This is a genomic window from Pseudomonas sp. PH1b, from assembly GCF_000633395.1.
In the GTDB taxonomy this organism is placed as follows: Bacteria; Pseudomonadota; Gammaproteobacteria; order Pseudomonadales; family Pseudomonadaceae; genus Aquipseudomonas.
In genome coordinates this window covers 1-26,156 of sequence record NZ_AYMU01000063.1, presented here as the reverse complement: position 1 = coordinate 26,156, position 26,156 = coordinate 1, and the positions used below count along the sequence as shown (strand labels likewise).

Annotated in this window: 23 protein-coding genes and 1 pseudogene; 19 read left to right on the top strand and 5 right to left on the bottom strand. The window is 65.9% G+C overall.

All coding sequences use genetic code 11. From position 1 onward, the window contains the following. Positions 1 to 70 precede the first annotated feature (70 nt). The 9 genes from U873_RS0133870 to U873_RS0133830 all read left to right on the top strand — a co-directional run bounded on the left by U873_RS0133870 (position 71) and on the right by U873_RS0133830 (position 9,078). Complete coding sequence (locus U873_RS0133870; protein ID WP_025132457.1) at positions 71 to 826, top strand: gamma-glutamyl-gamma-aminobutyrate hydrolase family protein; 756 nt, start codon at positions 71 to 73, stop codon at positions 824 to 826. 234 nt (positions 827 to 1,060) lie between these two features. Beyond that, the gene (gene potA / locus U873_RS0133865; RefSeq protein WP_025132456.1) at positions 1,061 to 2,203 is read left to right on the top strand and encodes a polyamine ABC transporter ATP-binding protein; all 1,143 of its coding nucleotides are present in this window, start codon (positions 1,061 to 1,063) and stop codon (positions 2,201 to 2,203) included. A 41-nt stretch (positions 2,204 to 2,244) separates the two neighbouring features. Next, the gene (locus U873_RS0133860; RefSeq protein WP_177330344.1) at positions 2,245 to 3,126 is read left to right on the top strand and encodes an ABC transporter permease subunit; all 882 of its coding nucleotides are present in this window, start codon (positions 2,245 to 2,247) and stop codon (positions 3,124 to 3,126) included. Next, positions 3,123 to 4,019 (top strand): ABC transporter permease subunit, encoded by an 897-nt coding sequence (locus tag U873_RS0133855; RefSeq protein ID WP_025132454.1) that lies wholly within the window; start codon positions 3,123 to 3,125, stop codon positions 4,017 to 4,019. The genes U873_RS0133860 and U873_RS0133855 overlap by 4 nt, the downstream gene beginning before the upstream one ends. Before the next feature lie 136 nt (positions 4,020 to 4,155). After that, positions 4,156 to 5,253, top strand: coding sequence for a polyamine ABC transporter substrate-binding protein (locus U873_RS0133850; protein WP_025132453.1), 1,098 nt, complete (start codon positions 4,156 to 4,158; stop codon positions 5,251 to 5,253). A 264-nt stretch (positions 5,254 to 5,517) separates the two neighbouring features. After that, positions 5,518 to 6,615, top strand: coding sequence for a hypothetical protein (locus tag U873_RS0133845; protein WP_256245405.1), 1,098 nt, complete (start codon positions 5,518 to 5,520; stop codon positions 6,613 to 6,615). Between the two features lie 135 nt (positions 6,616 to 6,750). After that, positions 6,751 to 7,275: a DUF2867 domain-containing protein gene (locus tag U873_RS0133840; protein ID WP_025132451.1), complete on the top strand. Its 525-nt coding sequence runs from the start codon at positions 6,751 to 6,753 to the stop codon at positions 7,273 to 7,275. Positions 7,276 to 7,299: 24 nt separating this feature from the next. Beyond that, positions 7,300 to 8,469: an N-methyl-L-tryptophan oxidase gene (gene solA / locus U873_RS0133835; RefSeq protein WP_025132450.1), complete on the top strand. Its 1,170-nt coding sequence runs from the start codon at positions 7,300 to 7,302 to the stop codon at positions 8,467 to 8,469. A gap of 168 nt (positions 8,470 to 8,637) precedes the next feature. Beyond that, positions 8,638 to 9,078 carry a CBS domain-containing protein gene (locus U873_RS0133830; RefSeq protein ID WP_025132449.1) on the top strand — a complete coding sequence of 147 codons (441 nt, stop codon included), beginning with the start codon at positions 8,638 to 8,640 and terminating at the stop codon, positions 9,076 to 9,078. 234 nt (positions 9,079 to 9,312) lie between these two features. On the opposite strand, the gene U873_RS0133825 is transcribed toward U873_RS0133830, so the two are convergent. Continuing rightward, a complete protein-coding gene (locus U873_RS0133825; protein WP_025132448.1) occupies positions 9,313 to 10,638 on the bottom strand; it encodes an ATP-binding protein in 1,326 nt (441 codons plus the stop codon). Next, a complete protein-coding gene (locus U873_RS0133820) occupies positions 10,635 to 11,294 on the bottom strand; it encodes a response regulator transcription factor (protein WP_025132447.1) in 660 nt (219 codons plus the stop codon). Before U873_RS0133820 ends, U873_RS0133825 begins: the two co-directional genes overlap by 4 nt. Positions 11,295 to 11,529: 235 nt before the next feature. On the opposite strand from U873_RS0133820, the gene U873_RS0133815 reads away from it, so the two are divergent. Genes U873_RS0133815 through U873_RS0133805 form a run of 3 tightly spaced genes read left to right on the top strand, consistent with a single transcriptional unit; the run spans position 11,530 to position 15,175 of the window. Further along, positions 11,530 to 12,000: a DUF2271 domain-containing protein gene (locus U873_RS0133815; RefSeq protein WP_025132446.1), complete on the top strand. Its 471-nt coding sequence runs from the start codon at positions 11,530 to 11,532 to the stop codon at positions 11,998 to 12,000. Between the two features lie 21 nt (positions 12,001 to 12,021). Then, the gene (locus U873_RS0133810; RefSeq protein ID WP_025132445.1) at positions 12,022 to 14,211 is read left to right on the top strand and encodes a PepSY domain-containing protein; all 2,190 of its coding nucleotides are present in this window, start codon (positions 12,022 to 12,024) and stop codon (positions 14,209 to 14,211) included. After that, the gene (locus U873_RS0133805; protein ID WP_029978883.1) at positions 14,201 to 15,175 is read left to right on the top strand and encodes an FAD:protein FMN transferase; all 975 of its coding nucleotides are present in this window, start codon (positions 14,201 to 14,203) and stop codon (positions 15,173 to 15,175) included. Before U873_RS0133810 ends, U873_RS0133805 begins: the two co-directional genes overlap by 11 nt. 108 nt (positions 15,176 to 15,283) lie before the next feature. Here the strand turns inward: U873_RS0133805 and U873_RS0133800 are convergent, their stop codons facing one another. Continuing rightward, the gene (locus U873_RS0133800; RefSeq protein WP_025132443.1) at positions 15,284 to 16,195 is read right to left on the bottom strand and encodes a LysR family transcriptional regulator; all 912 of its coding nucleotides are present in this window, start codon (positions 16,193 to 16,195) and stop codon (positions 15,284 to 15,286) included. A 134-nt stretch (positions 16,196 to 16,329) separates the two neighbouring features. Here U873_RS0133800 and U873_RS0133795 point away from each other — a divergent pair, with 134 nt between their 5' ends. Next, entirely contained in the window at positions 16,330 to 17,400 is a 1,071-nt protein-coding gene (locus tag U873_RS0133795) for an AbrB family transcriptional regulator (RefSeq protein ID WP_025132442.1), read from the top strand. A 334-nt stretch (positions 17,401 to 17,734) separates the two neighbouring features. Further along, positions 17,735 to 19,966 (top strand): LTA synthase family protein, encoded by a 2,232-nt coding sequence (locus U873_RS0133790; protein ID WP_051586129.1) that lies wholly within the window; start codon positions 17,735 to 17,737, stop codon positions 19,964 to 19,966. A gap of 58 nt (positions 19,967 to 20,024) precedes the next feature. On the opposite strand, the gene U873_RS0133785 is transcribed toward U873_RS0133790, so the two are convergent. Then, the gene (locus U873_RS0133785; RefSeq protein ID WP_025132440.1) at positions 20,025 to 21,239 is read right to left on the bottom strand and encodes a CynX/NimT family MFS transporter; all 1,215 of its coding nucleotides are present in this window, start codon (positions 21,237 to 21,239) and stop codon (positions 20,025 to 20,027) included. A 159-nt stretch (positions 21,240 to 21,398) separates the two neighbouring features. On the opposite strand from U873_RS0133785, the gene U873_RS0133780 reads away from it, so the two are divergent. Further along, positions 21,399 to 22,364, top strand: a complete 966-nt coding sequence (locus U873_RS0133780) for a helix-turn-helix transcriptional regulator (protein WP_025132439.1) — start codon at positions 21,399 to 21,401, stop codon at positions 22,362 to 22,364. 98 nt (positions 22,365 to 22,462) lie between these two features. Further along, positions 22,463 to 23,302: an NAD-dependent protein deacetylase gene (locus U873_RS0133775; protein ID WP_025132438.1), complete on the top strand. Its 840-nt coding sequence runs from the start codon at positions 22,463 to 22,465 to the stop codon at positions 23,300 to 23,302. A gap of 1 nt (position 23,303) precedes the next feature. On the opposite strand, the gene U873_RS0133770 is transcribed toward U873_RS0133775, so the two are convergent. Further along, positions 23,304 to 24,206 carry a LysR family transcriptional regulator gene (locus U873_RS0133770; protein WP_025132437.1) on the bottom strand — a complete coding sequence of 301 codons (903 nt, stop codon included), beginning with the start codon at positions 24,204 to 24,206 and terminating at the stop codon, positions 23,304 to 23,306. 250 nt (positions 24,207 to 24,456) lie between these two features. Here U873_RS0133770 and U873_RS0133765 point away from each other — a divergent pair, with 250 nt between their 5' ends. From U873_RS0133765 to U873_RS0133755, 3 genes and pseudogenes are all read left to right on the top strand, one after another. Beyond that, complete coding sequence (locus tag U873_RS0133765) at positions 24,457 to 25,155, top strand: CoA transferase subunit A (protein WP_011060621.1); 699 nt, start codon at positions 24,457 to 24,459, stop codon at positions 25,153 to 25,155. 36 nt (positions 25,156 to 25,191) lie between these two features. Next, a complete protein-coding gene (locus U873_RS0133760) occupies positions 25,192 to 25,851 on the top strand; it encodes a CoA transferase subunit B (protein ID WP_011060620.1) in 660 nt (219 codons plus the stop codon). An 11-nt stretch (positions 25,852 to 25,862) separates the two neighbouring features. Beyond that, a pseudogene (locus U873_RS0133755) lies at positions 25,863 to 26,156 on the top strand (acetyl-CoA C-acetyltransferase); the annotation flags it as partial.

Genomic DNA, 26,156 nt, shown 5'->3' with positions numbered 1-26,156 from the left:
TTGTTAATTAAAATCAACGAGGATAAGCTCTGGAAAAACTCGTTCCAGCGTGAATTTCGAGGTGATAAAAATGGCATTCAAGCCATTGATCGGCGTTACTGCGTGCGTCAAAGAGATCGGCCTGCACCCCTACCACGTCAGCGGCGACAAGTACTTGCGTGCTGTCAGCGTCGCGGCCGAGGGCCTGCCCCTGATCATTCCTTCCCTGGCGGATCTGATCGATATCGACGATCTGCTGCGGCAAGTGGATGGGCTGCTGTTTACCGGCTCGCCGTCCAATGTCGAACCCTTCCATTACCAAGGCACTCCCAGCGAGCCGGGCACCGCCCATGACCCGCAGCGCGATGCCACCACTCTGCCCCTGCTGCGCGCGGCGATTGCCGCCGGCGTGCCGGTGCTCGGCATCTGCCGCGGCTTCCAGGAAATGAACGTGGCCTTCGGCGGCAGCCTGCACCAGAAGGTGCATGAACTGCCGGGCTACATGGACCACCGCGAAGCCGACGACCCACGCATCGAGGTGCAATACGCCCCGGCGCACCCGGTGGCGATCCAGCCCGGCGGAGTGTTCGAAGCCATGGGCCTGGCCGGCGAGATCCAGGTCAACTCGATCCACAGCCAGGGCGTCGACCGCCTGGCCCCGGGCCTGCGGGTCGAGGCCGTGGCGCCGGACGGCTTGATCGAGGCGCTGTCGGTGGAACACAGCCAGGCCTTTGCCTTCGGCGTGCAATGGCACCCGGAATGGCAGGTGCTGTCGAACCCGGCCTACCTGCGGATCTTCCAGGCCTTTGGCGACGCCTGCCGGCAACGGGCCGCGCAACGGCGCTGAACCACCGGCCCCGGCCAGCCAGCACCCCAGACGATTCATCACGCCCTGCCCCGCGGCGAGCGCGCCTGTGCGCGCCCGACGTTCGGCGTGAGCAACACACGGCAAGACCACAACAACAAATAGCGTCAGGCCGCCAGGGAGGCAGCGCCGAATCAACCCGCCCCGGCGGGTTGGCAATCAACCTTTAAGCCCGGCCGAATTGGCCAGGCTGCTGACACCTGTTGGGAGTTTCACATGGCAAACGCCTCCAGCACTTACCGGAAGGCCCTCGAAGGCAACCCGAGCCCGCAAAAGGTCCTGGTGAAGATCGATCGCGTGACCAAGAAGTTCGATGAAACCGTGGCCGTGGACGATGTGTCCCTGGAGATCCACCAGGGCGAGATCTTCGCCCTGCTGGGCGGCTCCGGTTCCGGCAAGTCCACCCTGCTGCGCATGCTCGCCGGCTTCGAACGGCCCACCGAAGGCCGCATCCTGCTGGATGGCGTGGACATCACCGACATGCCGCCCTATGAGCGGCCGATCAACATGATGTTCCAGTCCTACGCCCTGTTTCCCCACATGACGGTGGCCCAGAACATTGCCTTTGGCCTCAAGCAGGATCGCCTGCCGGCCAGCGAGATAGATGCCCGGGTAGAAGAAATGCTGCGCCTGGTGCACATGACCCAGTACGCCAAGCGCAAGCCGCACCAGCTCTCCGGCGGCCAGCGCCAGCGCGTGGCCCTGGCCCGCTCCCTGGCCAAGCGCCCGAAACTGCTCTTGCTGGACGAACCCATGGGCGCCCTGGACAAGAAGCTGCGCTCGCAGATGCAACTGGAGCTGGTGGAGATCATCGAGCGGGTCGGGGTGACCTGCGTGATGGTGACCCACGACCAGGAAGAAGCCATGACCATGGCCCAGCGCATCGCCATCATGCACCTGGGCTGGATCGCCCAGACCGGCAGCCCGGTGGACATCTACGAAGCCCCTGTGAGCCGCCTGGTGTGCGAGTTCATCGGCAACGTCAATGCCTTCGACGGCACCGTCACCGAAGACCTGGAAGGCTACGCGATCATCCACAGCCCGGACCTGGAGCAGAAGATCTACGTCGGCCACGGCGTCAGCACCTCGGTGCAGGACAAGTCGGTGACCTACGCCATTCGCCCGGAAAAGATGCTGGTCACCACCCTCAAGCCCGAGGCGCGCTACAACTGGTCCAAGGGCAAGGTGCACGACATCGCCTACCTGGGCGGCCACTCGGTGTTCTACGTCGAGCTGCCTGGCGGCAAGATCGTCCAGTCGTTCATGGCAAACGCCGAGCGCCGTGGCGCGCGGCCAACCTGGGATGACGAAGTCTACGTCTGGTGGGAAGACGACAGCGGCGTGGTACTGCGCGCATGAGGACCTCGGCCATGACTCTCAATCAGCGTTTGACCCGTGTGCTGCCCAGCGGCCGCAAGCTGGTGATCGGCATTCCGTTCCTCTGGCTGTTCCTGTTCTTCATGCTGCCGTTCTTCCTGGTGATGAAGATCAGCTTCTCGGAAGCGGCCCTGGCGATCCCGCCCTACACCGAGATCTACAGCTACGCCGAGCAGAAATTCCAGCTGCTGCTGAACCTCGGCAACTACGCCATGCTGGCCGGTGACGAGCTGTACCTCTCGGCCTACCTGGGCTCGTTGAAAGTGGCGCTGCTCAGCACCCTGATGTGCCTGGCGGTGGGGTTCCCCATGGCCTACGCCATCTCCAAGACCGGCAAGGACGCGCAAAACGTGCTATTGCTGCTGATCATGATGCCGACCTGGACCGCGATCCTGATCCGCGTCTACGCCTGGATGGGCATCCTCAGCAACAACGGCCTGCTCAATGCATTCCTGCTGTGGACCGGGCTGATCTCGCAGCCGATCGAAATCCTCAACACCAACACTGCCGTCTATATAGGCGTGGTCTACGCCTACCTGCCGTTCATGGTCCTGCCGCTGTACGCCAACCTGGTCAAGCACGACCAGAGCCTGCTGGAAGCGGCCTCGGACCTGGGTTCGAGCAACTTCAACAACTTCTGGAAGATCACCGTGCCCCTGGCCAAGAACGGCATCATCGCCGGCTGCATGCTGGTGTTCATCCCGGTGGTGGGCGAGTTCGTGATTCCGGAACTCTTGGGCGGCCCGGAAACCCTGATGATCGGCCGCGTGCTGTGGCAGGAATTCTTCAACAACCGTGACTGGCCGGTGGCCTCGGCCCTGGCGGTGGTGATGCTGGCGATCCTGATCATTCCGATCTTGTTGTTCAACCGCAGCCAGGCCAAAGAGATGGAGGCACGGGCATGAAGCGTTTCGAATTTTCCAAACTGATGCTGGTGCTGGGCCTGCTGTTCATCTACCTGCCGATGCTGATCCTGGTGATCTACTCGTTCAACGCCTCCAAACTGGTGACGGTGTGGGGCGGCTGGTCGATCAAGTGGTACGTCGGCCTGCTGGACAACCAGCAACTGATGGGCTCGGTGATGCGTTCCCTGGAAATCGCCTGCTACACCGCCATTGCCGCGGTGGCCCTGGGCACCCTGGCGGCCTTCGTGCTGACCCGGGTCACCCGTTTCAAGGGCCGCACCCTGTTCGGCGGCCTGGTCACCGCACCGCTGGTGATGCCGGAAGTGATCACCGGCCTGTCCTTGCTGCTGCTGTTCGTGGCCATGGCGCAGTTGATCGGCTGGCCCATGGAGCGCGGCATCGTCACCATCTGGATCGCCCACACCACATTCTGCGCTGCCTACGTAGCCGTGGTAGTCTCCGCGCGCCTGCGGGAGCTGGACCTGTCCATCGAAGAAGCGGCCATGGACCTGGGGGCGCGACCGTTCAAGGTGTTCTTCCTGATCACCATCCCGATGATCGCGCCATCCCTGGCAGCCGGCGGCATGATGTCCTTCGCCCTGTCCCTGGATGACCTGGTACTGGCCAGCTTCGTCTCCGGCCCGGGTTCCACCACCTTGCCGATGGAAGTGTTCTCGGCGGTGCGCCTGGGGGTCAAGCCGGAGATCAACGCCGTGGCCAGCCTGATTCTGCTGGCGGTGTCCCTGGTAACCTTCCTGGTCTGGTACTTTGGCCGCCGCGCCGAAGCCGCCCGCAAGCGGGCGATCCAGGAAGCCATGGAGTTCACCGCCAACGAATCCTGGCAGCCACCGGCAGCGAAAAAACCCGAGGTACGAACACCTGCGACGGCCTAACCGCCTCTTCGCCAGCAAGCTGGCTCCTACGGATAACCCAAACCTGTAGGAGCCAGCTTGCTGGCGAAAAAGGCTCACCCCGAACCCTCGAGTTGCACACGCAGCAATCTGCACAATAAGAAATGGAGTTGTAGTGATGAAAATGCTTGGCAGGACTCTGCTCTCACTGTCCTTGATGGGCGCACTGGTGACCGGCGCTCAAGCCAACGACAAGGTGCTGCGCGTCTACAACTGGTCGGACTACATCGCCCCGGACACCCTGAAGAAATTCGAGGCCGAGACCGGTATCCACGTCACCTACGACGTCTTCGACAGCAACGAAACCCTGGAAGCGCGCCTGCTCACCGGCAAGTCCGGCTACGACATCGTGGTGCCGTCCAACAGCTTTCTGGCCAAGCAGATCAAGGCCGGGGTCTACCAGGAGCTGGACAAGTCCAAGCTGCCGAACTGGAAGAACCTCAACCCGGTTCTGCTGAAGAACGCCTCCGCCAGCGACCCCGACAACGCCCACGCCTTCCCTTATATGTGGGGCTCGATCGGCATTGGCTACAACCCGGACAAGGTCAAGGCCGTCTTGGGCGCGGACGCACCGACCAACTCCTGGGACCTGCTGTTCAAGCCGGAGAACGCCGAGAAGCTCAAGGCCTGCGGCATCAGCTTCCTCGACTCGCCGACCGAAATGCTGCCGGCCGCCCTGCACTACCTGGGCTACCCGGTAACCAGCAAGGACAAGGCGCAGATCCTCGAAGCCCAGGAGCTGTTCATGAAGATCCGCCCTTCGGTGACCTACTTCCATTCCTCCAAGTACATCTCGGACCTGGCCAACGGCAACATCTGCGTGGCCGTCGGCTACTCCGGCGACGTGCTGCAGGCCCGCTCCCGCGCCGAAGAGGCCGGCAACAAGGAGAAAGTCGCCTTCAGCATTCCCAAGGAAGGTGCCGGCAGCTTCTACGACATGATGGCGATTCCCAAGGACGCCACCAACGTCGACAACGCCTACCTGTTCATGAACTTCCTGATGCGCGCGGACATCATTGCCGAGGTCACCAACAGCCTGGGCTACAGCAACGCCAACGCGGCAGCCACGCCGCTGGTGGACGAGGCGATCCGCAACGACCCGGCGTCCTACCCGCCCCAGGACGTGCTGGCTACCCTGTACGCGGTGCCCGATCAGCCGATTGCCATCCAGCGGGTGATGAACCGCGGCTGGACCCGGATCAAGCTGGGCAAATGACACCCCGGCGCCCGCCTTCATGGCAGGCGCCCTCCCCCTCTTCCGTTCATGTCGCGTCTTACCACCGCGACACTCCTGCGAACGGCTTCACCCGGCTCCCTCGGTTGGGGTGAATCCTTGGCGCCTTCGGGCGCCTTTTTTGTCGGCGGCCGTCGTTCGCGGCAAGCGCCACATGGCAAGTTGCCATGGCTTTGGCTAGATTCAGCAAGCCCGTTCCTGCCCCGCTCAACCACCCCGAACCGGTCCCTCGATATGCATGCAAGCTTGCGCGCGTTTTTGCTGACTACGGCCTTGTTCCCGCTATACGCCAGGGCCGCACCACCGGTACTGGCCCTGGTGCCCCTGCCGGCTGCTGCCCAGCCGACCCCGGGCAGCCAGCACATCATCGGCAACCTGCCCCCGGCCACCTCCCAGCAGGGCCTGGGCCTGTGCTTCAGCCACAGCGCCGCGGCGGTGTTCAACTACTACCAGTGCCAGGCGGCGAAGGAGGATTGCACGCGGATCGACAAGAACCAGCTGGCGGCGCCCCTGGACATGGCGCGCTACGGCCGCAAGCCCACCGGGGATGTGGACAGCGTCGGCTCCTACGAGGACATCGACGAGGGCGGCGACCCGCTCTACACCCTGGAAACCGCCGCGCTGATGGTGGGGCACGCGGTGTCCCAGGCGTGCTTTTCCGAAGAGAAACTGTTCAAGGACCGCTTCGTGCCCAGCGGCGCCATCACCGCTGAAGACATCAAGGCCCAACGCGCGGTGCTCAACGCACTGGACGATTTCTATCAGCAGCACCGGCTCAAGGCTCCTTGCACCGACTGCAGCGCCAGCGATGCCCAGGTGGCGCAGCTCAAGGCGATCTATGCCACCACCCGGGATGCCGGGGGTATCGGCCGGGCCCTGGGCCAACCGCACTTCGGCGGTTTCTTCGCGGCGATCATCATTCCCCCCGAATGCCGGCGCGCCAGCCGCCGGGCGTTCTTCGAATTCAAGGACAAGATGCAGATCCGCGCCCTGCCGGAGAACGCCCGGCAGCAGCACTTCGCCGGCCTGTATCAGGCTCTGACCCAGGCGCTCGATGCCGGCAACCCGGTGATCATCGCCAACGTCTGCCTGTACCGCAACGCCAGGCAGAAACAATGCCCGGCGCAGTACCAGCACAGCCTGGTGGCCTATGGTCATGCCCGCCTGTGCACACCCCAGGGCCAGTGCCAGGAAGGGCTCAAAGTGCTTAACAGCTGGGGCGAACAATGGCAGAGCCAGGAAGGCCAGCAATGGTTCGATGCCCGGCACCTGCTGGACAGCACCGGCTACGGCAAGCAGAGCATCGGCTGGCTGGAAATGCGCCCGCCAGCGCCGCAGAACTGAAGCGCCGCCTGGGACGAAAAAACCCTCTGCCGCGCCGCGCCCTGGGTCATAATCCGCCGTCGTCGATCATCAGGACCATCACCCGCACGGCCGCGAAAGCCTGCCGGCGCGGCCTGTCTTCAGGGAGCAGTACCGATGAAATCCACCGTTCAGCCTTGCCCGTTGCCCCATGACTCCAGCATCGCCGCCCTGGCCCCGGGGGCGACCTTCATCGACTGCCGCCGCACCCTGGCCGAGGACCCCGAGCGCAGTGCCATGCGCCACCTGCTGTGCCTGATGAGCCAGACCCCGGCCTGGATCGACCGCATGATGGGCCTGCGCAACCGCGTGGTGCAGCTGTTCGGCCTCAAGGACCTGGGCCGCCTGACCCGCATCGACCTGGCCCGGGCCGACGAGGACTACCAGCCCGGCGACCGGGTCGGCATCTTCACCCTGGTTTCCCAGCGCCCCGACGAGGTGCTGGTGGTGGACCGCGACAAGCACCTGGACGTGCACCTGTCGCTCAACCTCCAGCCACTGACCGCCGAGGGCAAGCGCCCGGTGGTGCTGTCCACCGTGGTCCACCCGCACAACCGCCTGGGGCGCCTGTACATGCTGCCGGTGGCGCCGTTCCACCGGATCATCGCGCCCATGACCCTGGCCACCATCAATCACCGCTGAGCCTCCCTTTCCAAGGATCTTGCCGTGCACACACCCGATTTCGATGTTGTCGTCGTGGGCCTGGGCGCCATGGGCGCCGCCACCCTCTATCAACTGGCCAAGCGCGGCGTGAAGGTGGCGGGCATCGACCGCTTCGCCCCGCCCCATGACCAGGGCTCCAGCCATGGCGACACCCGCATCACCCGCCAGGCGGTGGGTGAAGGCGCGGCTTATGTACCCCTGGCGATCCGTTCGCAGCAGATCTGGCGCGAGCTGGAGGCCGAGCTGGATGTGCAGTTGTTCGAGCAGTGCGGGGTGCTGGTGATGACCGCCAGCACCGACCCGCAGCGCCCGGCCGATGCCCGGGACTTCACCGACAACAGCATCGAGCTGGCCCGGCGCTATGGCATCGAGCACCAGGTGCTGGACGCCGCCGAGATCCGCCGGCGCTTCCCGCAGTTCGCGCCGCTGGACGACAGCGCCCGAGGCTATTTCGAACCCGGTGGCGGTTTTGTCCGCCCGGAACGCTGCATCGACGCGCAACTGACCCGGGCCCGGCAACTGGGGGCCACCCTGATCACCGGCCAGACGGTGCTGGAGCTCAAGTCCGGTGCCGAGGGGGTGGAGATCATCAGCGCCGGTTCGCCGATCAGCGCCCGGCGAGTCATCGTCAGCGCCGGCATGTGGTCGGCGCAGCTGCTGGGGGCGCCCTTCGACGCCCTGCTGCAGGTCTGTCGCCAGCAGTTGTACTGGTTCCGCCTCGATGAGCCGCACCACTACCCGGCCCGTTCGCCGAGTTTCATCCTGCACAGCGCCGACGACCTGGACACCTGCTACGGCTTCCCGCCGATTGCCGGGGAAGGCAGCGTGAAAATCGCCACCGAGCAGTACAGCACCAGCAGCCAGCCGGACAGCCTCGACCGGCAACCCAGTGCCGCCGATGCCCGGCACCTGTTCCGTGGCCTGGTGGCGCCACATATGGCCGGGCTGGCGCCGGAGCTGGTGAAGGCCAGCGTCTGCGCCTACACCGTGACCCCGGACTCGGGCTTCATCATCGACCGCCACCCGCGCCTGGCCAACGTCACCGTGGTCAGCGCCTGTTCCGGCCATGGCTTCAAGCATTCGGCAGCGATTGGCGAAGCCCTGGCCCAGCAGCAGGTGGATGGCCACAGCGAAATCGACCTGGGGAGTTTTTCCTTGCAGCGCTTCAACTGACACTGACGGCTTGCTTATGGGGGGCCGTGATGAAAAAAATCCCCTGGCTGACGTTTTTCGCCGTTTATCTGCCGTTTTCAGCCTTGCCGGTTGCTCGAGTCTCTACGATTCTTTAGAAACCCTCAGGGCGGTGCATCGCCGCCCCACGCAGAACAACCGGAGCGCCCCATGAAGAGCGTCGCAGAACTGCTGAAACTCAAGGCCAAGCACAACCAGCAAGTGCACACCATCGCCCCGCACCAGATGGTCCTGGAGGCGCTGATGGTGATGGCCGAGAAAAACGTCGGCGCCCTGCCGGTCCTGGACAATGGCGTGGTGGTCGGGGTTATCAGCGAGCGCGACTACGCGCGCAAGCTGGTGCTCCACGGGCGGTCGTCGGTGGGCACCCCGGTCAGCGCCATCATGAGCTCGCCGGTGATCACCGTGGACTCCCACCAGAGCGTGGAGACCTGCATGAGCATCATGACCGACAGCCACCTGCGCCACCTGCCGGTGGTGGAGAACGGCCAGTTGCTGGGCTTGCTGTCCATCGGCGACCTGGTCAAGGAAGCCATTGCCGAACAGGCCGACCTGATCCGCCAGCTGGAGCAGTACATCCGCGGCGAATGAACCCCGCCCCTGCAGGAGCGGGCTGGTCGGCTGGTCAGCTGGCCGGCGAATAGGCCCGCGAGCCCGGCATCGCCTGGGCGAGCGCCTTCGCTGGCAAGCCAGCTCCTACAGCAGGCAGATAGACCGTGCAGATCCCCGTAGGAGCCGGCTTGCCGGCGAAGAGGCCCTTGAGTCTTGCATCGCCCGTGCGGACACCTCGCTGGCAAGCCAGCATCTGCGATGCGCAGTTGGCATCTATTGGGGAAAGTGCACGCGCACTTCGAAGCCATCGTCGCGCCCAGCGGCTGGCGAGACCAAGTGCATCTGGCCACCCACTCCATGGACGATGCTCTGGACAATCGCCAGCCCCAGGCCGGAGCCGCTGGTCTCGCTGTTGCCACGCACGAAACGCTCGGTCAGGCGCTGCAGTACGGCCAAAGGCACCGGTGGCCCGCCATTGACCACCCGCAAACAACCGTCGGCGCTCAGGCTGATGTCCACCGCCTGCGCCGGATCACCGTACTTCAAGGCGTTCTCGATCAGGTTGCGCAGCAGGATGCCAAAGGCGTCCGGGTCGATGGCGGTGCAAACCCGGGCCGCCTCCGGCAGTTGCAAGCGCAGGCGCGAGGCAGCGCCGCGCTGCCATTCCTCTACGCCATGGGCCAGCAGCGGAATCAGATCCTCGGGGGTTTGCGACAGCAGCCCGCCACCCTCGGCCTTGGCCAGTTGCATGAGCTTTTCCGAAAGCCGGACCAGCTCCCGCAGGCCGTCCTCGATCTTCGTCGCCCGAACCTGCAACGGCCCCTGCGGGGCTTCCTGGCGCAGGCGCTGGATCTGCGCCAGGGTCGCCGCCAGCGGGGTGCGTAGTTCATGGGCGCTGTTGGCGGTGAAGCTGCGCTCGGACTCCAGGGCCTTGCGCAGGCGCTCCAGCAGATGATTGACCGCCTCGGCCAAGGGATCGATTTCCGCCGGCAGGTGCGCCACCTTGATCGGTGACAGATCGCCCACCCCGCGGGATTCCACCGCCCGACGATAGGCCAGCACGCTGCGCAGGCTGATGCGCACGAACAGCCAGGTGCCCAGCAGGCTGATGGGAATCAGCCCGAGCAAGGGCAGCAGCATGGCGAGCAACGCCTCCCGCGAGGCTTCGCGGCGATGGGCCAGGGGTTCGGCGATCTCGATGACGATCGAGCCGTACTCGGCGCTGGCGCTGTACAGGCGGTATTGGCCGGTGGTGGTAAAGCCCGGGCTCGGCCGGTGGCTGAAGATTTTCAGCTTGGCGTCGTGGGAGCGCATCAGGATCCGTCCTTCGGCGTCGCGCACCACGTAGGTCAGGTATTCGCTGTCCATCTTCAGGGTTGCCACGTGCCGTGCCCGCCGCGGCCCGCGGCGGTTGCCGATCTCCAGCGCGGCCAGGGGCAGGATGCGCTGGGCGGTGGCTTCCAGGGCGCTGTCGAAGGTTTCGTCCAGCTCGTGCTGGACCACCAGCCAGGTGCCGGCGGTGGCTCCCAGCCAGAGCAGGGTCATGCCCAGCGTCAGGCCCAGGCTCAGGCGTTTGTGCAAGCTGATGGGACGCTTCATGCCGGCATCAGCCGGTAGCCCATGCCGCGCACGGTTTCAATCAGTTCGCGGCCCAGCTTCTTGCGCAGGCGGCTGACGTAGACCTCGATGGTGTTGCTCTCGATTTCCGCGCCGAACGCATACAGCCGCTCCTCCAGCTGGGGCTTGGAGAGCAAGGCGTTGGGGCGCTGGACAAAGGCCTCGAACACCGCCCACTCGCGGGCGGTCAGGTCGATGCTGCTGCCGCCGCGCTGCACGGTGCGGGCGCTCAGGTCCACGTGCAGCTCTCCGAGGCGGATCTGCGGGTTGGGGTTGCCGCTGTAGCGTCGGGCCACGGCGGCGACCCGCGCCGACAGCTCGAACAGGTCGAAGGGCTTGACCAGGTAGTCGTCGGCGCCGGCGTTGAGCCCGGCGATGCGTTCGGATATCTGGTCCTGGGCGGTGAGGATGATCACCGGCGTCGCATCCCCGGCGCAGCGGCGCTGGCGCAGGAACTCCAGACCACGGCCGTCGGGCAGCATCAGGTCCAGCAGGATCAGGTCGTAGGGCGTGCTGGCGACACTGGCCCGGGCCTGTTCCAGGCGCTGCACCCAATCCACGGCGTGGCCATCGTCGGCAATCTGCTCGCGCACCGCGTCCCCCAGCCCTGCCGCATCCTCCACCAATAACACCCGCATCGACGCTCTCCTCTGACCTGTGTGCTGCTGCACCTTAACCGCTGAACCTGACGGGAGCCTGAAGCACCAGCGGCCTGGGCAGGGTAACCAGAGCCAGGTCCTGGCGACGGGAGACAGATCAGCAAAAGCCCATTCAAGGGACAGCGCCTGGCCGTGAAGTTTTTTCAACGCCCTTCAGGTTGCTGTCAGCTAGGCGGTCCAGGCTGCAGCCACATTCATCGAAAAGGACCACCTCATGCACAAGCTTGTCGTCGCCGGTTGCCTCGCCACTGCCCTGGCCCTGCCTGCCCTGGCCCAGGCCCGTGAAGTCACCCTGACCACCCATCTCAAGCCCTACAGCGGCAGCGGCGCCTACCTGGCGATCTACCTCACCGATGCCAACGGCGCCTACCAGAAGACCTTGTGGGTCGCCGGCAAGAAGGCCAAGTACTACAAGCACCTGCCGGGCTGGGCCCGTGGCGGCGGCATGAGCAGCGCGCAGTACGACGGCGTCACCGGAGCCAGCGTCGGCAGCGGCGAGAGCCTGACCGTCAGCGCCGAACTGGCGGACAGCCTGATCGACGCCGGCTATCAGATCCGCATCGACAGCGCCGTGGAGGACCAGCGCGACATCCGCGCCGACGTGATCCTGCCGCTGACGCTCCAGGGCGCGGGCCAGCCGGCCAGCGGCGGCACCTATGTGCAGTCCCTGCGCTACGACCTGTAACCCCTGCCAGGAGGCCCGATCATGTTGCGTTCGTTGCACTCGATTCCCGGATTGCTCGCCGCCCTGCTGGTGATGTTGCTGGCCATCAGCGGCGCGACCCTGGCGCTGAACCCGACCCTGGAGCGCCTGCGCACGCCGCCACCGGCAGCAGGCGAAGTCACGGTGGCGCAACTGGCCGGGCGCCTGGCCGGCCAACTGAGCGGGATTGAACAATTGCGCCGCACCCCCTCGGGCACGCTGATCGTCTACCACAACCAGGACGGCCAGGCCCTGGCCAGCAGCGTCGATCCGCGCACCGGCGCCGTGCTCGGGCCCTACACACCCTCGGCCTTGGCCCGCTGGATCAAGGAGCTGCACCGCTCGCTGTTTCTCGACACCCCTGGCCATCTGGTGTCGGCCCTGGGCGCCCTGGCGATGCTACTGCTGTCGGTGTCCGGCGCCGCGCTGCTGGCCCGCCGGGCCGGTGGCTGGGCCAAGCTGCTGCGGCCGTTGCGCGGCAGTTTCAGCCAGCGCTGGCACGCCGAGGTCGGGCGCCTGACGCTCCTCGGCCTGCTGCTGTCGGCCTTGAGCGGGCTGTACCTGTCGGCTGCCACCCTCGGCCTGATTGCCGAGGGCGACCGCAGCGAGCCGCCCTTCCCGATCCAGGTCAGCGCCGGGCCGGCCCTGCCGGTGGCCCGCCTGGTGGCGCTCCAGGCCCTGGACCTGAACGATCTTGAGGAACTGGTCTACCCCGACCCGGGCACCCCCGGGGACCTCTACAGCCTGCGCACCCACAGCGGCGAAGGTCAGGTCGACCCGGCCAGCGGCAGCCTGCTGGCCTTCCAGCCCTACACCGATGCGCAGCGGGTCTGGAGCTTCATCTATCAACTGCACACCGGAGAAGGCTTGTGGTGGCTGGGCCTGCTGCTGGGCGTGTGCGCCCTGGGGGTGCCGCTGATGAGCATCACCGGCCTGTGGCTGTGGTGGCGCCGACCTCGCAACGCCGCCACGCTCGACGACAACAGCCCCGCCCACAGCGCCGACTGCGTGATCCTGGTGGGCAGCGAAAGCAACAGCACCTGGGGTTTTGCCCGGACCCTGCACCAGGCGCTGGTAGCCGCCGGGCGCCAGGTCCACAGCGCGCCGATGAACCAGTTCAGCGACTACCCCAAGGCCCGCCAGCTGTTGATCCTCACGGCGACCCACGGCGACGGCGATGCCCCAGCCTCGGCCAGCAGCTTCCTCGACCGCCTGCGACAACACCCGCCGGCGCCCACCCTGCAGTGTGCCGTGCTGGGCTTTGGCGACCGCCAGTTCCCGCGCTTTTGCGGCTTTGCCGACCAGGTGCAGAACGCCCTGGACGCCAGCGACGCCCAGCGCCTGCTGCCCCCGGAAAACATTCATCGCCAGTCGCCCCAGGAGTTCCAGCGCTGGGGCCAGGCCCTGGGACGAGCCCTGGACTTGCCCCTCGACCTGCAGCATCAGGCCCGTGCCCGGCCCAGCCATGAGTGGCAACTGGTGGAATCCGTGGCCTACGGCGATCAGGTCCAGGCGCCGACGCGGATCCTGCGCTTCAAGGCTGCCGACAGCCGCGGCCAGCGCCAGCCTTCATTCCAGGCCGGCGATCTGGTGGGCATCCTGCCCCCCGGCACCGCCCAGCCGCGCTTCTACTCCCTGGCCAGTTGCAGCAGCGACGGGGTGCTGGAGATCTGCGTGCGCAAGCACCCCGGCGGCCTGTGCTCGGGCATGCTCCATGCGCTGCCAGAGGGCGCACTGATTCGGGGTTTCATCCAGCCCAACCCGCAATTTCGCCCACCCCAGGGCCAGCAACCGGTGATCCTGATCGGCGCCGGCACCGGAATCGCGCCCCTGGCGGGGTTCATCCGCGGCAACCGCGCCCGCCAGCCCATGCACCTGTACTGGGGCGGACGTCACCCGGCCTCGGATTTTCTCTACGAACCGGAACTCAAGGGCTACCTGGCCGACCAGCGCCTGACCGCACTGCGCGCGGCCTTTTCCCAAGTCCAGGAACCCGGCTACGTGCAGGACCGGCTGCTGGCCGACGCCCTGGCGGTACGCCGCCTGGTGGAAAAAGGCGCCCAGGTGCTGGTCTGCGGCAGCCGCGACATGGCCAGGGGTGTGATCCAGGCCCTGGACGAAGTGCTGGCGCCCCTCAACCTCAGCGTACTGACCCTCAAGGCCCAAGGACGTTACCGTGAAGATGTCTACTGAAACCATTGGCCTGCAGCGCTACAGCCTCAACGGCCCGACCATGGGCAGCCGCTACAGCGCGCTCTTCTACGCCGCCCCGGGCCTGGACGCCGGGGACATCGCCGAGCGCCTGGCCCAGACCGTGGCGCAGGTCGAGCAACAGATGTCGGGCTGGAGACCCCAGTCCGATCTCAACCGTCTCAACGCCGCGCCCCGGCATCGCTGGATCAGCGTGCCCCGGGAGCTGATGAAGGTCATCACCACGGCGCTGCGGGTCAGCGAGCAATCACGCGGCGCTTTCGAGATCGCCGTGGGTGATCTGGTCCAGGGCTGGGGTTTTGGCCCTGCACTACGGCCCCTGGAGCTGCCGGCCTTACGTGAACTGCGCCGGCAACCTCGCTTCCCGGCCGGTAAAGCCCTGGTGCTGGAGCCCCGGCGCCATCGCTTGCGCAAGCGCGGCAAAGTGCGCCTGGACCTCAACGGCATTGCCAAGGGCTTTGGCGTCGATGAACTGGCCCGCGCCCTGGACGCTGCGGGCATCCGCGCCTATCTGGTAGGCATCGACGGCGAAATGCGCGCCCGGGGCAGAAAGCCCAACGGCCAGCCCTGGACCGTGGCGGTGGAAAAGCCCCTGCAAGGCGAACGCCAGGTCATGGGCATGATGACCCTGGAGAATGCGGCCATCGCCACCTCCGGCGACTACCGGCAACGGGTGGAGATCGCCGGGCAGTCCTACGCCCATACCCTGGACCCGGCCACCGGCGCGCCCCTGGACAACCACCTGGCGTCGGTCAGCGTGGTGGCCAGCAGTTGCATGCTGGCCGACGCCTGGGCCACCGCGCTGCTGGTACTGGGTGAAGTCGAAGGGCCACGGCTGGCCCGGGAACGCGGCATGGATGCCTTGTTCGTGATCCGCGACGGAGCGCAGTGGCGAGAGGTGTTCATTGTCGGTGGCCAATTGCAGGCCGAGATCGATACCCACTGACGCCCGCCGGAATGGATGCCCGGCGCCACGAACCGCCCTGATCTGCCAGAGCCGGTTTGCCGAGGCAACGAATGGCGAGCAGCCCATCGCCTTGGCCGATGCCTTGGCTCACAGGGCATCAGCGGCGGTGAAGAATTGCCGTCCATCGCTCTTGAGCAGATCCAGCAGGACCTCGGCCGCCGGCGACAGGTAGCCCTCGGCGCGCACCAGCACCACGATGCTGCGGCGCATGCAGGTTTGCGCCAGGGGCACTTCCCGCAGGTGGGCGATGCCCTTGAAGTCGTCCAGGGTTTCCCGGGCCAGGAAGCTCAACAGCCCGGTCTTGGCGATCAGCCGCGGCAGCAGGGAAATGCTGTTGGTCTCGATCTGCACCGAGGGCAGCGGCAGTTCGTGGCTCTGGAACACGTTGTCGATCCAGCGCCGTGCCGACACCCGGGTGCCCGGCAGTACCCAGCGGTAGGCGCACAGGTCGCGCAGGCCCATGGGCGTGGCGAATATCGGGTGGTCGCGGCTGGCCACCACCACCGCCCGGTCTTCGAACAGGGCGTGGTGGCTCAGGTGCGGGTCGCCCTCGAACATCGGGCAGATGACCATGTCCAGGCGCCCGGAACGCAGGGATTCGCGCAACAGGTCGTCCTGGCCGATCACCAGGTTCAAGGTGATGTCCGGGGCGCGCTCCAGCAGGGTCGCGGTCATCTGCGGCAGCAGGTGCTCGGCCATGCTCGCGGCGCAGCCCAGGCGGATATTGCCCAGGACGCCGCTGGCGAAATCCCGCACCTCGCGGTGGGTCTCGGCGATGTTCTGCTGCAATTGCCGGCTGCGCCGCTGCAGCAACTCACCCACGGCGGTGAGCTTGATGCCCCGGCCTTCACGTTCGAACAGCTTGGTGCCGAAGGACTCCTCCAGGCGCTGGATGCTCTTGGTCAGCGCCGGCTGGCTGCGGTTGAGCTTCTGCGCCGCCCGGCCCAGGTGGCCAAGCTCGGCGATGGTGTCGAAATAGGTCAGGTCGCGCAGGTCCATGATCGATCAACAATAGTTATGAATTGATCACAATTAGAAACTGGACTTGATCAATCGCGCTATCAATAATTTGCTTCGGCGCAGGTTTTACCGCTCCCGCAACAGGAGTGGCCAGCGCCTTGGAGAGTCGTCTTGTGGCGCCATCGCTTCGTCTATCCCTGAATACCTGGCCCCAGGCGCTGCAATGGCCGGCCTGGCTAGTGCTGGCCGGCATCAGCGGCCAGTTGCTCAAGTACCTGGAAATTCCCGCCGGGCAGTTTCTCGGGCCGATGCTCACGACGATCCTGTTTGGCGTGTGCGGTGCCAGCATCCGCGTGCCACGCCTGGCGTTCCGTCTGGGCCAGGGCTCGGTGGGCATGCTCGCCGCCCACTCCATGACCCTCGGCGTACTGACGGCCATGCTCCAGTCCTGGCACGTGATGCTGGTGGCCACCCTGCTCACCGTCAGCCTCAGCGCCCTGGTGGGCCTGGTGCTGGTGCGCTTCGGCGGGATTGCCGCCAGCACCGCGGCCTGGGGCACCGCGCCCGGTGCGGCCTCGGCCATGGTGTCGATGGCCGACGAGTTCGGCGCCGACTCGCGGGTGGTGGCCACCCTGCAATACGTGCGGGTGGTGTGCGTGGTGATGGTCGGGGCCCTGGTCAGCCACTGGATCGGCGCTCCGGCCAGCGGCAGCGAAGCCCACGCCAGCCAGATGGCCCTGCACGGCATGAGCATGCTGAATGTTGGCCTGAGCATCGTGGCGATCATCTGCGGGGTGCTGCTGGGTTCGCGGGTGCCTGCCGGTGCGCTGTTGGTGCCGCTGCTGCTGGGCGGCGCGCTGCAGGTCAGCGGCCTGTTGCAGATCAGCCTGCCGTCCTGGCTGCTGGCCTGTGCCTATGGCGCCATCGGCGGCTATATCGGCCTGCGCTTCGACCGCCCGACCCTGAGCTATGTGTTCGGCCACCTGCCGGCGATGATCGGCGGCGCCCTGCTGCTGATCGCTCTCTGTGCCCTGTCCGCCTGGGGGCTGGCCTTGTGGATGGGCAAGGACTTTCTCTCGGTGTACCTGGCCACCAGCCCCGGCGGCCTGGACGCCATGGCGATCATTGCGGTGGACACCCATTCAGACGTCGGCCTGGTGCTGGCGATGCAGACCCTGCGGCTGTTCGCAGTGATCGTCAGCGGCGCATTTTTCGCCCGGTTGATCATCAAGTGGTCGCGATAAGCATCCGCGGCGGCGGCCGATCAGTTAAGCGCTGGCGGGAACGAAAAATATCCCGTGGCGAGGGAGATTGCTCCGTCGCCACACCTATCAGTACCTGTCCTTGATTGATCGGCATTGGCACCCAAGGCGTTTTTTTAAACAACCTGAAATAGTAAATCCGCGCGACGCGAAACCTGCCGCTGCTCGCCGTCAGCCTTATGCTCTGGGGCTTTGCACGGTTTTTACGGCCTCTCGGGGCGGTTCGCAAAGCCCCCGAGCAGGCCTTTGATTGACGAATAAGAAACGCCTTAGCGCCAGCTCTTGTTAACATCGCGCACATTTGCGTGAAGATTTAATGACAGGCAGGTTATTTGTGAAGTTGATCCGTCGTTGCCTACAACACCCTCTTGCTCCTCTGTTCACCCTGTTCGGCCTGCTGTTGCTGGTGCCCATGGGTGCGCGCCTGGCCCTGGGCTGGTCCGACCCTCTGGGTTATCTGTCCGACCTGGCCAGCGCCAGCCTGTTGACCGTGCTGCTGTACCGCCGCCCCTGGTGGCTGGCGCTGCCGGTGCTGGTGATCTGGGCCCTGCTGACCCTGGTCAGTGCCGAGCTGGTGAGCGCCGTGGGCCGCATGCCCAACCTCGCCGACCTGCACTACCTGGTGGACCCGCAATTTGTCGGCAACTCCACCGGGGGCGGGCTGGCCCATCCGGAACTGGGCCTGGCCCTGCTGCTGGGCCTGGTACTGTGGCTGGTGGTCCAGCGCAGCAGCCGCGCCGCGAACCTCCCGGCCCTGCCGCGCCATAGCTGGAGCCTTCCCGTGGTGCTACTGCTGACCCACGGCACCGTCCAGTACCTCAAGCCCAGCGAGGCCGACCAGTGGCAGTTGTTCAACCTGCCCCACCAGGCCCTGGCCACCGCCACCGGCCAGGTGCAGATGCAGGTGGAGGACTGGCTGGCGGGCGACGTCGCCGATGTACCGCCCCCCATGGCCGGCCTGACGCGCCTCGACCTTGAAGGCCAGCCGCTGCTGCAAAGCGCAGGCCGGGCGCGCAACGTGCTGCTGATCACCCTGGAAGGCATTCCCGGGGCCTATATCAGGACCAACCGCGAAGCCCTGAACAGCCGCTACCAGGAAGACCTGATGCCCAAGCTCAGCGCCTGGGCCGAGCGCGGGATGAACACCCCGGACTACGTCCTGCACAGCCACCAGACCATTCGCGGCCTGTACGCCATGCTCTGCGGCGACTACGACAAGCTCGACAACGGCACCCCCAAGGGTGTGGAGATGCTCACCCAGAGCCAGCGCAACACCGCCTGCCTGCCGGCGCAGATGCACAAGTTCGGCTTCAACACCCATTACCTGCAGGGCGCCGGCCTGCGCTTCATGGCCAAAGACAAGATCATGCCGCACATCGGTTTCGATTCGACCCACGGCCTGGAGTGGTTCAAGAACGACAACTACCTGGAATTCCCCTGGGGCAAGGACGACAAGGCATTCTTCGAGGGCGCGCTGACTTACGTCGACCAGCTCAAGCAGAAGAAAAAGCCCTGGATGCTGACCCTGCTGACCGTGGGCACCCACCAGCCCTACTCGGCCCCCGAGGAATACCTGGAACGCTATGACACGCCAAAACAGGCGGCCGTGGGTTACCTGGACGATGCCATCGACCAGTTTCTCAAGGGCCTTGAGCGCAAGGGCGTGTTGAAGGACACCCTGGTGATCATCACCTCCGACGAGTCCCACGGTATCGACGGCGTGCGCCTGGCTTCGTCCTGGGGCTTCAACCTGATGCTCGCCCCCGAGCAGGCCCAACTGCCCCATCTCAAGAGCGGGACCTACGGCCACGTCGACCTCAGTGCCTCGGTGCTGGACTACTTCGGCCTGCCGGTGCCCGCCAGCCTCAGCGGCCGCTCGCTGTATCGCGACTATGCCCAGGGCCGGGAAATCATGTCCTACACCAACGGCAAGCTGCGCTACCACGACGGCCAGGGCACCTTCACCGAATGCGACTTCCAGCAGCGCTGCCGTTACTACGCCAGCCCTGGCTTCATCGCCGACAGTGCCAGCCTCCAGGGCCAGTACGGCGGTGCGCGCGCGCGGCAGATCAGCGCCCGGGCCACGAACCTGGACCGCAGCCTGCTGCAGTCGCCGCTGAACCAGCATTACCAGTTCGGCAGCCCGGCGATCATCCCTCTGCAGGCGCAGATCAAGGACGACTGGGCCGACAACCTGATCGGCGCCCAGTACCTGGAAATGCCCAAGGGCTCCCAGACCCGGGTGCGCTTCACCGTGCGCTCCGCCGACCCGCAGCAGAACGCCTACATCCTGCTCAAGGGCAAGGAGCTGGAACAGGATGTGCCCCTCGGGCTGCCGGAGGAAATGCTGGTAACCCCCGACCAGCCGCTGCAGATGGACTTCAGCTTCGACAACCCGCAGACCCGCAAGGCGTTTTCCTTCCACCTGCTGGGCTACGGCCTGGGCGCAGTGGAAGTCAGCGATTTCAGCGTGATCACCGAGTTGCCGGGCCAGGACGACAGTGCCGGGGAAATGTCCCAGGACGCCGACAGCGAACACTCCAGCTAATCCCGGTGGGCCAGGCTGAAACCCAGGTTTCAGCCTGGCCCAGGTAGCCCCCCTGCCCTCAACCCCCGCCTGCCGGCTCGCCGCTGGCAACCGCCGCACCACGCCGGACCTTGCACAGCAGCAGGCTGAACACGCAGCCCAAAAGCAACACCGCGATGGACAACAGCCAGGCATTGGCGAAGCCACCCTGAGCCTGCTGCACCAGGCCGAACAACAGCGGCCCCAAGGCGAAGCCGGCAAAGAACCCCGCCGACAGCAGGCCCGAGGCCGGCGCCGGGCTGCCGAAGGCCGGGTCCCGCAGCAACATGCTCATGGCGATGGCATTGGTCGCGACCGCAGTCAGGCCCATGCCCAGGGCACCGAACCACAAGGGCCAGTGCGCCTGCGCCGTGGCTTGGGCGGTCACCCCCAGGGCCAGGCAGGCCAGCAGCAGCAAGCCGAGCAGCAGCCAGCCTTCCTCCCGCAGCCGGGCGCCCAAGGGGGTCAACAGGGTACGGGCGAGGATGCCCATGGCGCCGAACCCGGCCACCATGGCCCCGGCTTCCGCGCTCGATACGCCCTGGCGGGCGGCGAACACCCCAAGAAAGGTCACGAAGGACGAAAGCACCAGGCCCACGCACAGCTGCACGCTCAACAGCAGCATCAGGCGGCTGTTCGGACGGACCAGCCCCAGGCTCAGGGGCTGTCTCGGGGCGGCCACGGGCGCCACTCGCGGCCCCCACAAAGCCAGGGCCAGGGCCGGCACCAACAAGATCGCCAGGGCGCCGCGCCAGCCCAGGCCGGCGGCCAGGGTCGGCAGCAACAGGCCGCAGAACAATGCCGACAGTTGCACTCCGGATTGCTTCAGGCCCACCACTGCCGGCTTGTTTGCAGGCTCGACGCACTCCAGCACCAACAGGTTGGTCACCGGGTTGGCCAGCGCCTGGGCCACGCCGCACACCGCCAGGGCCAGCACCAGGCCGGCAAACCCTGGCAGGGTCAGCAACAGCCCGTAACCTGCCAGGGTCGCCCAGAACAGCAAGGCCAGGGCCCGCCGGCTGCCCAGGGCCCTGACCAGTGGCCCGGCCCACAGCGACAGCAACGCAGCCAGGCCAAAGGCGCTCATCACCAGCCAGCCCAGCCAATGGGGGGCTATGGCCAGGTCACTGATCAGCAGCGGGCCCAAGGTGCCGATGGCGTAGAAGATCAGCATCGGCAGGGCCATGGCGCTGACCAGCACCGTACGTAGCCAGAGGCTGCGGGCGCGACTGCCGTTGAAAGGGTGTTGATTCATGATTTCTCCCCGGCAAGGTGCACGCCAGCGGTTGGCGGTGATCACTCTTGCTCGGGAAACAGACTACTCAGATACGAGAACGCTTATCATGTGCGTTCGCATGCCATCCGGATCAATTAGCATGCGAAACGCTGCACACCCAAGCCCAGGAGCCTGAACATGGCCGTTTCCTCCAAGCTTTCCCAGACCTACCACCTGCCGGCCAGCCAGCCGCGCCAGCACAGCCAGATGCCGGGCGGCTGGTGCCGCCAGCAGTTGCCGCAGGCCTTGGGTGAATGCCATTTCGAGACACTGTGCCTGGATCAGGACCTGACCCTGGTGCGCTCGCGCTACCGTCCCAACCGGCCCCTGGTGGAAGAGGCCCATAGCTGCCACGAGGGCCGCTTGCTGGTCATCACCCTGGCGCTGCAGGGCCGCTCCGGTTTTTGCGCCAGCGATGGCTCGACCCTGGCGTTCGATGCCGGGCAAACCACCGTCACCACCTTCCCGGCCAGCCAGGGCGAGCGCCGCTACGAGGCGGCCAGCACCGTGTCGCAACTGCGCCTGCTGGTGGGGGAACGCCTGCTGGAAAAATACCTCGGGGCACAACGGGCCCGGCAACTGCTGGGCCACGGCCCCTTGCGCCAACTGGCCCGGCAAACCACCTCGGCGGCCAGCAGCGGCCACGCCAATGCCTTGCTGTGCCCGGCCAGCCAGGACCATTCCGGGCACCTTGAACGACATATCCATGCCCTGAGCCTGCTGTCCCTGCAACTGCAGGCTCTGGCCCCCGCACCCACTGCCGAAAACTGCCGCTTGAGCGCCGACGACATCGACAAGTTGCAGCAGGTGCGAGACCTCATGTTCGAGCAGATGCACCAGCCCCTGACCGTGGCCTACCTGTGCGCGACCGTGGGCCTCAATGAGTTCAAGCTCAAGCAGGGCTTGCGCGCGCACTTCAACACCACGCCCCAGCGCATGCTCCTGGAGCTGCGTATGGCCCGGGCCCACAGCCTGCTGCAAAGCGGTTGCCAGGTGGCCCAGGTGGCCTATCGGGTGGGCTACGGCTATCCCGGCAACTTCAGCGCGGCCTTTACCCGGTTCTATGGCAAGTCCCCCAAGTCGGTATTTGGCCCACGGCGGTGAACGGCGCAGTCGGCCAAGACCATCGAAAACACTGGCGTGCCCGGGGCTTTGCGGCTATTTCTGATGCTCGTCCCTTGGCCACCGGAAACCCGTTCCCAATGATCGACCTTCCTGCCACCGCCCTCGAACAACTCGCCGAGTCCCTGAGTCGTCAGCCCTTCATGGTCCTCACCGGAGCCGGCATCAGCACCCCCTCGGGGATTCCCGACTACCGCGACAACGAGGGCGTGCGCCGTGGCCGCCAGCCGATGATGTACCAGGAGTTCCTTGGCCAGCCCGAAGCCCGTCGCCGCTACTGGGCGCGGGCCATGCTCGGCTGGCCGCGCATCCGCCAGGCCCGGCCGAATGCCGCGCACCAGGCCCTGGCACAGTTGCAGGCGGCCGGCCGGATCGCCGGGGTGATCACCCAGAATGTCGACGCCCTGCACGACGAAGCCGGCAGCCTGGAGGTGATCGAACTCCACGGCAGCCTGCAGCGGGTCTTGTGCCTGGACTGCGGCCAGCGCAGCCAGAGGGACGCCATCCAGCAGCAACTGCAAGCGCACAACCCTTACCTGGCCGGCGTCGACGCGGTGCCGGCACCGGACGGCGACACCCTGCTGGACCCGGCCTTCGAGGAACGCTTCCAAGTGCCCCATTGCCCCTACTGCAACGGCTCGCGCTTGAAACCCGACGTGGTGTTCTTCGGCGAGAACGTGGCTCCGGCCACCGCTGCCCGGGCCCTGAGTGCCGTGCACGAAGCCGCAGGCCTGCTGGTGGTGGGCTCATCGCTGATGGCCTATTCGGCGTTTCGCCTGTGCCGCGCCGTGGCCGAACAGGGCAAGCCGCTGCTGGCGATCAACTTCGGCAAGACCCGCGCCGACGAACTGCTGGACCTCAAGCTCAATGCCCCCTGCGATCAGGTACTGCCTTGGCTGGCCGAACGCCTGCTGCGCTGAATCAGCCGGTCACCAGGCGCTCGCCGAAGTTTTCCTCACGCAGGATATCGAACAGCGCCTGGGCCGCGGTGGACAGCTCCTCCCCCGGCTTGGTCAACACGCCGATGGCCCGCTCCACCACCGGTTCGCCCAGGGTCAGGCAGTGCCCGCCCAGCTCGCGCATCTGCTGGGCACACAGCGCCGGCACCGCGCTCACCCCCAGGCCACTGGCGACCATGCGCCCCACCGTTGCCAGCTGATGGCTTTCAAACTCCACCGGCAATTGCACGCCCCTGGCCCGCAGGTGATCTTCGAGCATCACCCGCACCGTGGACGGTCGCTGCAGGGTGATGAAGGGCTCCTGCAACAGCGCCTGCCAGTCGATCTCGCTGCGCTGGGCCAGGGGCGAATCCTTGGGCACCACGGCGACAAAGCGGTCGATGTACAACGGGGTGAACACCAGGGACGTGCTGTCCTGGGGCTCGAACGCCACCCCCAGCTCCACCTCGCGGTCACGGACCATTTCCAGCACCTGCTCGTTGACCACGTCGTTGACCGTGACGTTGACCTGGGGGTAGCGGGCGCGAAAATGCTTGAGGATCGGCGGCAGCAGGTTACCGGCAAAGGACGGCATCGCCGCCAGGGTCACCCGGCCCCGTTGCAGGGTGAAACGCTGGCGCAATTCGTCCTCGGCGTTGTCCCAATCGGCAATCAGGCGCCGCGCCAGAGGCAGCAAGGCCTCGCCTTCCGGGGTCAGCGCCACGTTGCGCGTATTGCGTGTGAACAGGCGCCCGCCAAGGCCTTCCTCCAGCGCCTTGATCGTCAGGCTCAGGGCCGACTGCGACAGGTGCAGCCGCTCGCAGGCCAGGGCAAAGCTCAAACTGTGGGCCACCGCCAGAAATGCCCGTATCTGTTTAACCGTCATCTGTCATCCTCGGGAGAGCAGCGGCAAGCTATAAGCTGCAAGCCGCAAGCCGCAAGCCGCAAGCCGCAAGCCGCAAGTTTGGAGCTTGGAGCTTGGAGCTTGGAGCTTGGAGCTTGGAGCTTGGAGCTAATTATGCTGTTTATCCAATCAATCAACCTTAAAAATCAACTTAACAAATCAATCCCGCAGCGCAACACTGGCCCGCAAACGGCTGGCCAGCCGCCAACGAACAAGAAAGAGGAAGGTGCAAATGGCAGGTTTCGACAAGCGCGTGGCGTCCTACGAGGAAGCCCTGGAAGGTCTGCAAGATGGCATGACCGTGATCGCCGGCGGCTTCGGCCTGTGCGGTATCCCCGAGAACCTGATCGCCGAGATCAAGCGCCGCGGTACCCGTGACCTGACCGTGGTGTCCAACAACTGCGGGGTCGACGGGTTCGGCCTGGGCGTGCTCCTGGAAGACCGCCAGATCAGCAAGGTGATCGCCTCCTACGTGGGTGAAAACGCCCTGTTCGAAAAGCAGCTGCTCAGCGGCGAGATCGAAGTGGTCCTGACCCCTCAAGGCACCCTGGCGGAAAAAATGCGCGCCGGCGGCGCCGGGATCCCGGCCTTCTTCACCGCCACCGGTGTTGGCACCCCGGTGGCCGATGGCAAGGAAACCCGTGAATTCAAGGGCCGCACCTACCTGATGGAAGAATCCATCACCGGCGACTTCGCCATCGTCAAAGGCTGGAAGGCCGATCACTTCGGCAACGTGGTCTACCGCCACACCGCGCAGAACTTCAACCCCCTGGCGGCCACCGCCGGCAAGATCACCGTGGTCGAAGTGGAAGAAATCGTCGAGCCGGGCGAACTGGACCCGACGCAGATCCACACCCCCGGCATCTACGTCGACCGGGTCATCTGCGGCACCTTCGAGAAGCGCATCGAACAGCGCACCGTGCGCAAGTGATCGCCCTTCCCCAGCCCGACTAAAAGGACAACAAACATGGCTCTTACCCGCGAACAAATGGCTCAGCGCGTCGCCCGCGAACTGCAGGACGGCTTCTACGTCAACCTCGGCATCGGCATCCCGACCCTGGTGGCCAACTACATCCCCGACGGCATGGAAGTCATGCTGCAATCGGAAAACGGCCTGCTGGGCATGGGCGCCTTCCCCACCGAGGACGAAGTCGACGCCGACATGATCAACGCCGGCAAGCAGACGGTCACCGCGCGCATCGGTGCTTCGATCTTCTCCTCTGCCGAATCCTTCGCGATGATCCGCGGCGGCCACATCGACCTCACCGTGCTCGGTGCCTTCGAAGTGGACGTGCAGGGCAACATCGCCTCGTGGATGATCCCCGGCAAGCTGGTCAAGGGCATGGGCGGCGCCATGGACCTGGTGGCCGGTGCCGAGAACATCATCGTCACCATGACCCACGCCTCGAAAGACGGCGAATCCAAATTGCTCAGCCGCTGCAGCCTGCCGCTGACCGGCGCCCAGTGCATCAAGCGCGTGCTCACCGACCTGGCCTACCTGGAGATCGAGAACGGCGCCTTCATCCTCAAGGAACGCGCCCCCGGGGTCAGCGTCGAGGAAATCGTCAGCAAGACCGCCGGCAAGCTGATCGTGCCGGACCACGTGCCTGAAATGCAGTTCGCCTGAGGAGCCCCATCATGCAAGACGTCGTCATCGTTGCCGCCACCCGCACCGCCGTGGGCAGTTTCCAAGGCTCCCTGGCAAACATTCCCGCCGTTGACCTGGGCGCCGCGGTCATTCGCCAACTGCTGGCCCAGACCGGCATCGACCCGGCCCAGGTCGACGAAGTGATCATGGGCCAGGTGCTCACCGCCGGCGCCGGGCAGAACCCCGCCCGCCAGGCCGCGATCAAGGCCGGCCTGCCCCACGCCGTGCCCGCCATGACCCTGAACAAGGTCTGCGGCTCTGGTCTCAAGGCCCTGCACCTGGGC